Here is a 7101-nt window from a genome sequence, read left to right as displayed (position 1 = left end):
TTGCAGCGGGGTTCGTGATGGTCTTAGGGCTTCATGAAAGCAAGGATGCCTCTCCGATTTGCGTATCTGCTTTTGGTGAGTCCTGAAGCCTCTTTTGTGGTGGGGGGGCGCGGGTTCGCCCCATAGGGGCGAAGGGGCGCATATAGGTTATCGGCCGACTAGGCCGATGCCTTTTCGAAGCAGCTCGAAGAGCTGTGAGAGAGTTATATAGAGTTAATATAGAGTTACAGGATTCCGCGCGGTCGATAACCATTTGATAAACCATGTTGAATCGGGCTGATTTTCCGAAATCGGTGTGTGAAGTGACGAAAGACGGTGTGTGAAGTGACGATAGTTGGTGTGTGAAGTGACGAAAGGCTTGCCAAGTTATCCACAGGCTGAGACGGTGTGTGAAGTGACGAATCTTGACGCGCGGTGTGTGAAATGACGATAGTTACTTCTGGTGTGTGAAGTGACGAACCCTTTGCCGAAAGCTGGTGTGTGAAATGACGAATGACAGCGCTGCCCTCCCTGCCCGATCGCCGCTCCTGCCCGATCGTCATCCGCAGCGTGATCTGTTTGTCTGTGACATCGTGGATGCTGTTCCCAAGGGCGATATGGCCTCGATGGAGCACCCTGTTTTCACGCTATCCACCAAGCCTGATATGAACCCGCGCAAGTACACGCGCGGAGAGAATTTCATCGAAGTCTCACCGTCTCGGCACGGGCTGGCCACTGTCCATGATCGCGACGTGCTGATCTACTGCATTAGTCAGTGCATGGCGGCGCTGAACGAAGGCCGTCAGGTGCATCGAAGCCTGCGCTTCAAGGCGTATGATCTTCTCGTGGCCACCAACCGCCAGACCTCGGGGCGCGGCTATGAGCTCCTGAAGGACGCGCTGCGCCGCCTGCAAGGCACGCAGATCGAAACCAACCTCAAGCAAGGCGGCAAAGAATACTTCAAGGTCTTCAGCCTGGTCGACTCGGCTGAGATCGTGAAGGAAACCCGTGACGGGCGCATGCTCGATGTCGAGATCACCTTGTCCGATTGGGTGTTCGACGCGATTCAGAACAACAATGTTCTGACGCTCAACAGGCAGTATTTCTTTCTGAGAAAGCCCTTGGAGCGCCGCCTCTACGAGATCGCGCGCAAGCATTGCGGGGCGCAAGCCATCTGGAAGGTTGGCCTTGAGCTGCTGCGCGACAAGTGCGGGTCAAACTCGACGGTAAAAGAGTTTCGCCGCCTGCTCGGCAAGATCATCGAAGATGATGAACAGCACGATCACATGCCCGACTACACCTTCACGATCGAAGAGGACGTTGTGATTATCCGTCCGAAGAAGGAGACGTTTCAAAGCGCCCTGCCCTTGCCGCTCTCGTCATTGCGGCTCGACTCCGACACGCATGACCAAGCGCGCCGCCTCGCCCCAGGCTGGGACATGCACCATCTTGAGGAAGAGTGGCGGTCATGGGTGATCGGAAAGGGCATCACGGTCAAAGATGCTGACAAGCACTTCCTCGCCTTTTGCAAGAAGCGCGGGGCTTACAAGCGCTAAGTCATCTTGCATGCAATCATGCATTGTGGCATTAGGTACACTCATATTGGGGAAAGCTGATGCGTAGTAAAACACTCTTCAATACTGGCCTCGTTATGGGTTTAATCAGCGCTATCCTAGTTGTCGCCTTCATGATTTACACGGTTCAATCTCAACAACAGATCGCTAAATTGTTGGATACTCTTCAAACAGCATCAGGAAATACTGTATCATCACCTGCCCCCACTACCGATCAACAAATTATTGAAGCGCGTCAAAAAATTGCAGAAGCAAACAGACGTATCGCAAGCTTAAAATCGGCAATTGCTGCCCATGCAAATAATGCGCAAGCCCTATTTCGGGCTGGCCAAGCTTTAGAGCAAGTCGATGTACTTATTACAGACATTTCGGCGAACAGTCAAAGGGTCGCCGACGCTCACGCGGACTTAGAAACGCAAGTTATACAAATGGAAGCGCTTTATACTCAGAAGGTTGAAGCGTTGCGTGAACAGTTTTCTATTTCTCAGAGTGCAGCTTTTGGACTTCCGTTTTGGGTCGGTGTTGTTGGTATTATCGGGTCATTCTCAGCAATGGTTATTGCCTGGCGAAAAGATCACCGCGACTTGATCCAACTTCAAAGAGAGATGGAAAGCACCGACCCATCGTAAGCATGCTTGCATGCAACGCGCCTTTGTGGAAAACACGCATGCCTGCTTGGCGCATCTCACCAAATCATGCTAGCATGATGAAAAAAACAATGGTTGAGCGACCAGGAGCAGCAAACATGACTTACATTATCGGGATGGTATCCCAGAAAGGCGGCGTCGGAACATCCACCCTCGCCCGCATGATGGCGCGAGAATTCGTCGCCGGTGGCTTGTCCACCAAGATCGCAGACCTCGACACACAGCAACAGACCTGCACCCATTGGGCAGGACGGCGCGCCGAAGGGGGGGTCACGCCTGAGCTTCAGGTGCAGAGCTTCGCCACGGTGAAGACGGCGCTTGCAGAAGCCCCGCGCTTTGACGCGCTGATCCTGGATGGCAAGCCGAACGCCTCGGATCAGACCGCCGAGATTGCGCAAGCTGCCGATCTCGTGGTGATCCCGACAGGCCAGACCGTCGATGATCTGCATCCTGGCGTGGTGCTGGCGCATGCCCTGCGCAAGAAGGGCATCCCGATCGACAAGATCGCCTTTGCCATGTTCAAGACGACAGGGAGCGAGCGTGAGAACGCTGCCGCACGGCAATATCTGATGCAAGCAGGGTATCACGTCCTCGAAGGCGAAGTTGGCGTCTCGACGGCCTACGGATCGGCGTCGGACGCAGGCAAGGCCATTACCGAAACCTCGTTTCGCACCTTGAACGAGCGCGCGTCGAAGCTGGCGCAAAGCGTGATCGACAAGATGGCGGAACTTCACGAAAGGCAGGTGGCGTAATGGCTACGAACATCACCAAACTCAAAAGCAATAAGGGCGCACCGCCTGCGGTGGACGCTGCGCCTGAAGTGATCTTGCAAGACACGCGCGCGGAGAAGGTCGCGGAAAGACCGCTCCAAGTGCGTGTGCCTGTCACGGTGTTCGAAGAATTCAGCGAACAGGCGGGCAGGGAGTACGGCTTCAGCCATGGGGCGAAGAAGCAGCTCTTCCTGAAAATGTGGAAAGCTTACAAAGCGCAAAACATGTAACCATGCTTGCATGCAAGAAGGCTGGCGATGTTTGCTCTGCCGTCTTAGCTTAGCACAATAACACTAACCCAAAACGATACGATAAGGGACTTATAACCAAATGGGCTGGGTAATATTTGGCGGGATCGTTTTATTCATAGGTAGCATGGCACTTCTTGGGGCTGGATTTGACGATATTGCAAAAAGAAGAAAGGAACGAACATGCCCAATGTGCGGCGAAACAATCCAGAAAACAGCCAAGATTTGTAGATTCTGCAATGCGACAAATTTAGAACCAGAAAAAACCTCTAAATCAGGAAAATTTTTATTTGCCGGATCACCTAAGAAATCTTTAACGAGAATAGTAATTTTTTTCGCTTTTTGTCTGGTACTGGCTGCAATATTTGGGGGGTGATCCAAAGTGTTCGGCGGGCTAGCTAAATTTAGTGCAAGCATGCTTGCATGCAAGGCGCTATAGCGCCTTGCACTAATCGCGCTCAAACCCATTGCCGCGATCTTTGTTCCTCGGCCGGTTGCGGCTACGTTTCGCCCCTTCAGCGCGGCGCTTGGCGCGGTCAATCCGATCTTCCGAAACTTCGCGCCTTTTCTCGCCGCCATCGGAATCCGCCTTCTTGGCGACTTTATCGAGTGCCCTGGCGGCGCGGTTACGATCTGATGGGGCAGGGACCAGACCTGCCGTGTCGGCCCCGGCCCGAACACGGAACGACTTCCGAGCAACTTCCCCCGCGCGACCGCGTGATCCTTCAGTGCGTTTCCTCTCGATCAAGCGTTCATCGCGCATCCGCTCAGCTGCATGCCTGCGCTCCATCTTTTCCCAATCTCGCGCATAGCCTTGTTTCAGCTCGTCGCGGCGCTCGTCCATGCGCGCCTCAATCCGCTCACGCGAAGTCTTCAGGCTTTCAAGGCTGCGTTGGTCCCGTTTCTCAGCTCCGGTGAGCTTACGCACCAAGCTCCGAAACAGCCCCTTCTTGCCGATCCGTTCTTCCGTCGCGCCTATCGCCTTGTCGAGCTTGGCACGGGGGCGGGCGTATTCGCGCCTCAGAGCCGCCTCAAGGCGGTTCTGGCGACGGGTGAAGGTTTGCTTCAGCTCTGCCGCTTCCTTCGTCTGTCGGGCGCTCCTGGCCTCTCTGATGTCGTTTGGATCAAGCGAGCGATGCTGCTTGACCCAATCATACTCTTCGCGCGTGATGTTCTCGTTCTTGACGAACTGGCCTTTCTCACGCCGCGCATTGTGGTTCACCCGTGCCTGAACGCGGATTTTTCCCTGGCCGCGCTCATAGCCTTCCGCCCATTTCGAAAGCTTCAGATGGTCTTTCGACGTGCTGGCGGCTTTGCCGTTTTCGGGGTGAACACGATTGAGGATCACATGGATATGCGGGTGCTGCGTGTCGTTATGCGCGACCAGCACCGCCTGTTGATCCTCCATACCAAGCGCCTTCAGGCTGTCTTGCGCGGCCGTGACCATTTCTTCACGGGAAGGGGTCTCGTCCTGCGCCCAGGCAAGGCTGTAGGTATAGACGGGCTTTTCAAGCTTCCGTCCCGTCGCCACAACGCCTGCGGCCTGCTTCAGCTCGCTCTGATGCATAGCCGTCCACGCCATCACCTTCAGCGATCGATCAGGACTATCGGTGTGGGTGTTGAGCGTGTGCGTGAAGGCAACACGCTCGGAGGTGAGGGCATCTTTATCGTGCAGATAATAGAGCCCTGCACCTTGGAAGGAGGCTCCCCCAGGACCGACGCGGGGGATCATAGCTCGATCATCCTGTCGAGAAGCTGATCCACCTTGGCCAACGCCTCCTCAAGGCCGTCCGGCATGTAGCCGGTCTTGTTGGCCACGCGCGCAAGCTGGTTGAGATTGACCCCGATCCGGCGAAGCTGATCGACGGTCTCAAAATCTGCTGATGCGCCCTGCTGCACCACCACCTCGGTGGAGAGGGCGGCACGGCGAAGAAACTCTGACGACGACAAACTCGCCCCAGCCGCGCGCAGAAGAATTTCTGCGTGTTCGGCAGGCGAAACGCGCGCTTTGATCCACTGCGCGCGTTTGTCATTCGTCGGTTTCTTCGGTCGTGCCATGGCTCCTCTCAGCCGCAAGCGTTTCCGCTTGCCTGGTGGGGCATGCCGCCGAGGGCGCGATATCGGTTCACGATGATCGTCTGCCCTTGGCGAGCCGTGTGCTCTGCACGCGGCTTTAGCCCTGGGGTTTGGTTCAGGAGGGGGGTGGGAAGAGACCCCCCTAATCCTGACCAGATCGACGCACTTGCGTCGAGTTTTTGGGGCTCGGAAATTTATTTCCGTGACACAAAAACATATCTGGCTACTCTACTTATTGTGAATGTTTACCATAAACCTCCAACATTTTCCAGAACTTTGAGGGGGTTGCCAAAAGCACGTTCGCCTAACGGCGAACTCAGCCTCGAAAAGAGGCTGAATCCTACAGGTTAGAGAAGGGCGCTAGTATTCGCTCGCGAGCATCACGGTCAGGACGCGGCGCGTCTGTGCGATGTCGGACGGGTCCTCACTGCCCATGGTGAAGGACGGATCGTAGTAGTCGATCTTCCAGAACACCTTGCCCGCGATTGGGTGGTCGATGGCTCCGAAATCGTGCTCGCCATAAGGATCGTTGTCCTCGGTGAAGGCGTCGAAGTCTCGGACCAGAAACCAGATGTCGATCTGCACCTCAGGCGCGAGCGCGTCGATCCCTGGGGTGAATACAAACCGGCCGAGAAGGTCTGTGCCGAAAACCGGTGTGCCAAGGCGAGAACGAAACTGATCGTTCTGATCGGCCATGGAAGGGCAGGGATTCATCGCACACCTCCCTGATTTTCGCTGTCCACGGGGACAAGAAAGATCACACCCTGGCGCTGTGTCAGCTCAATGGGGATGATATCAAGCTGAAGGATGCCGCCGGTCTTGTCGCCCTTGCGGGGCCACACTGCGCCGATCTCCTTGGGCCGAGCAAGCTCGTCGCGCCCCTGTTCGTCCTGCCCTGTGATCCGTGAAAACGACACGCGGTAAAGCGGGAAGTTTTGGTTTCTATTTGTCATGGGATTTCTCCTTTTCGTCTCTGGGCTGGTTCATTCCAGCCGATGCGGTCGGAGAAGTCGGATCGTTCAAGCCGTGCGGGTCATGGCCAACACGGCGGCGCAGCCGGTGGGGCGGGCAGGCCATTGACGCGAGGGCCTAAGCCCGTCACGCGGCGCATCCGATAGAACGCATGAAGCTGGCTGGATTGGGCTGGCTCAGAACGGAGAAGAAAGGCCTGCAGAGGTAGAAACCATCTTGTAAGGCGGCAGTCGTTAGCTCAACTCTCGCAAGTCCCAACCATCGATGGATGATGTAAGGCTTCGAATGGCGTCTTCCTTGGCTACGGCATTTCGCTCGATCCGCGCGGAAACTTTGCCCAAATATTTCCCATAGAAACCAAACTCTTCATTCGGTAGGCTTGTGAGGACAACCTTGGCCGACAGGTCGAGCAATTCGAGAGCAATCATGTAAGGGCTCATACCACTAGCGGCCAATTCACGAAGAGCGGGGTCTAGCGCATCAATAAACCGCGCGTCGTTCTCAGCTTCGATCATATGCTCTCTAATTTCATCTATGTTCAATATTATCACCTATATATCTGTTTAAAAACAATATTATAGCACACCTAACGGGAGATATACAAAATGACTGATGAGCGCCAATCCCGAGAAGATGCGATCTTCCGTGAGGAAATGGCCAAACAGAAAGAAGCCCAAACAGAACGAACCTTCCTGAAAGACAAATCGATTGGAGGCGCGAACGTACCACGCCCGACAGATGCATACATCGACAAAAGCCTAGGCAATTCGATGGATAGAATGGAGCAAGCTCAGGAAGCCGGTAAACGTGCGGATAAACGCATCAAGCTGGAGGA

The 7101-nt window shown here is 55.1% G+C and carries 11 protein-coding genes; 5 read left to right on the top strand and 6 right to left on the bottom strand.

What is annotated here, in order from left to right:
- The first annotated feature begins 485 nt into the window (after positions 1 to 485).
- From WBC85_RS10645 to WBC85_RS10630, 4 genes are all read left to right on the top strand, one after another.
- A complete protein-coding gene (locus WBC85_RS10645) occupies positions 486 to 1535 on the top strand; it encodes a replication initiator protein A (RefSeq protein WP_424436508.1) in 1050 nt (349 codons plus the stop codon).
- A 59-nt stretch (positions 1536 to 1594) separates the two neighbouring features.
- Entirely contained in the window at positions 1595 to 2182 is a 588-nt protein-coding gene (locus WBC85_RS10640; RefSeq protein WP_424436505.1) for a hypothetical protein, read from the top strand.
- A gap of 116 nt (positions 2183 to 2298) precedes the next feature.
- On the top strand, positions 2299 to 2952 hold the full coding sequence (locus WBC85_RS10635) for a division plane positioning ATPase MipZ (RefSeq protein WP_424436502.1): 654 nt from the start codon (positions 2299 to 2301) through the stop codon (positions 2950 to 2952).
- Positions 2952 to 3200 carry a hypothetical protein gene (locus WBC85_RS10630; RefSeq protein ID WP_424436499.1) on the top strand — a complete coding sequence of 83 codons (249 nt, stop codon included), beginning with the start codon at positions 2952 to 2954 and terminating at the stop codon, positions 3198 to 3200. Before WBC85_RS10635 ends, WBC85_RS10630 begins: the two co-directional genes overlap by 1 nt.
- A 90-nt stretch (positions 3201 to 3290) precedes the next feature.
- Here WBC85_RS10630 and WBC85_RS10625 read toward each other — a convergent pair whose 3' ends face one another.
- From WBC85_RS10625 to WBC85_RS10600, 6 genes are all read right to left on the bottom strand, one after another.
- Positions 3291 to 3686, bottom strand: coding sequence for a hypothetical protein (locus WBC85_RS10625; RefSeq protein WP_424436496.1), 396 nt, complete (start codon positions 3684 to 3686; stop codon positions 3291 to 3293).
- Positions 3667 to 4950 (bottom strand): relaxase/mobilization nuclease domain-containing protein, encoded by a 1284-nt coding sequence (locus WBC85_RS10620; protein WP_424436493.1) that lies wholly within the window; start codon positions 4948 to 4950, stop codon positions 3667 to 3669. The genes WBC85_RS10625 and WBC85_RS10620 overlap by 20 nt, the downstream gene beginning before the upstream one ends.
- Positions 4947 to 5276, bottom strand: a complete 330-nt coding sequence (locus tag WBC85_RS10615; RefSeq protein ID WP_424436490.1) for a plasmid mobilization protein — start codon at positions 5274 to 5276, stop codon at positions 4947 to 4949. Before WBC85_RS10615 ends, WBC85_RS10620 begins: the two co-directional genes overlap by 4 nt.
- Before the next feature lie 378 nt (positions 5277 to 5654).
- Entirely contained in the window at positions 5655 to 5990 is a 336-nt protein-coding gene (locus WBC85_RS10610; RefSeq protein ID WP_424436487.1) for a DUF3768 domain-containing protein, read from the bottom strand.
- Between the two features lie 14 nt (positions 5991 to 6004).
- Entirely contained in the window at positions 6005 to 6247 is a 243-nt protein-coding gene (locus WBC85_RS10605) for a hypothetical protein (RefSeq protein WP_424436484.1), read from the bottom strand.
- A 252-nt stretch (positions 6248 to 6499) separates the two neighbouring features.
- The gene (locus WBC85_RS10600; RefSeq protein ID WP_424436481.1) at positions 6500 to 6808 is read right to left on the bottom strand and encodes a hypothetical protein; all 309 of its coding nucleotides are present in this window, start codon (positions 6806 to 6808) and stop codon (positions 6500 to 6502) included.
- Between the two features lie 63 nt (positions 6809 to 6871).
- Here WBC85_RS10600 and WBC85_RS10595 point away from each other — a divergent pair.
- On the top strand, positions 6872 to 7101 hold a 230-nt coding region (locus WBC85_RS10595), incomplete at its 3' end, for a hypothetical protein (RefSeq protein ID WP_424436478.1).

It is taken from the genome of Planktotalea sp. (genome assembly GCF_049680325.1).
In the GTDB taxonomy this organism is placed as follows: Bacteria; Pseudomonadota; Alphaproteobacteria; order Rhodobacterales; family Rhodobacteraceae; genus Planktotalea.
This window is presented reverse-complemented; position numbering and strand designations above follow the sequence as displayed.

Excerpts from the sequence above, each read along its gene's own strand:
- WBC85_RS10645 (WP_424436508.1), top strand. The coding sequence starts at position 486 with ATGACGAATGACAGCGCTGCCCTCCCTGCCCGATCGCCGCTCCTGCCC.
- WBC85_RS10640 (WP_424436505.1), top strand. The coding sequence starts at position 1,595 with ATGCGTAGTAAAACACTCTTCAATACTGGCCTCGTTATGGGTTTAATC.
- WBC85_RS10635 (WP_424436502.1), top strand. The coding sequence starts at position 2,299 with ATGACTTACATTATCGGGATGGTATCCCAGAAAGGCGGCGTCGGAACA.
- WBC85_RS10630 (WP_424436499.1), top strand. The coding sequence starts at position 2,952 with ATGGCTACGAACATCACCAAACTCAAAAGCAATAAGGGCGCACCGCCT.
- WBC85_RS10625 (WP_424436496.1), bottom strand. The coding sequence starts at position 3,686 with ATGGGTTTGAGCGCGATTAGTGCAAGGCGCTATAGCGCCTTGCATGCA.
- WBC85_RS10620 (WP_424436493.1), bottom strand. The coding sequence starts at position 4,950 with ATGATCCCCCGCGTCGGTCCTGGGGGAGCCTCCTTCCAAGGTGCAGGG.
- WBC85_RS10615 (WP_424436490.1), bottom strand. The coding sequence starts at position 5,276 with ATGGCACGACCGAAGAAACCGACGAATGACAAACGCGCGCAGTGGATC.
- WBC85_RS10610 (WP_424436487.1), bottom strand. The coding sequence starts at position 5,990 with ATGGCCGATCAGAACGATCAGTTTCGTTCTCGCCTTGGCACACCGGTT.
- WBC85_RS10605 (WP_424436484.1), bottom strand. The coding sequence starts at position 6,247 with ATGACAAATAGAAACCAAAACTTCCCGCTTTACCGCGTGTCGTTTTCA.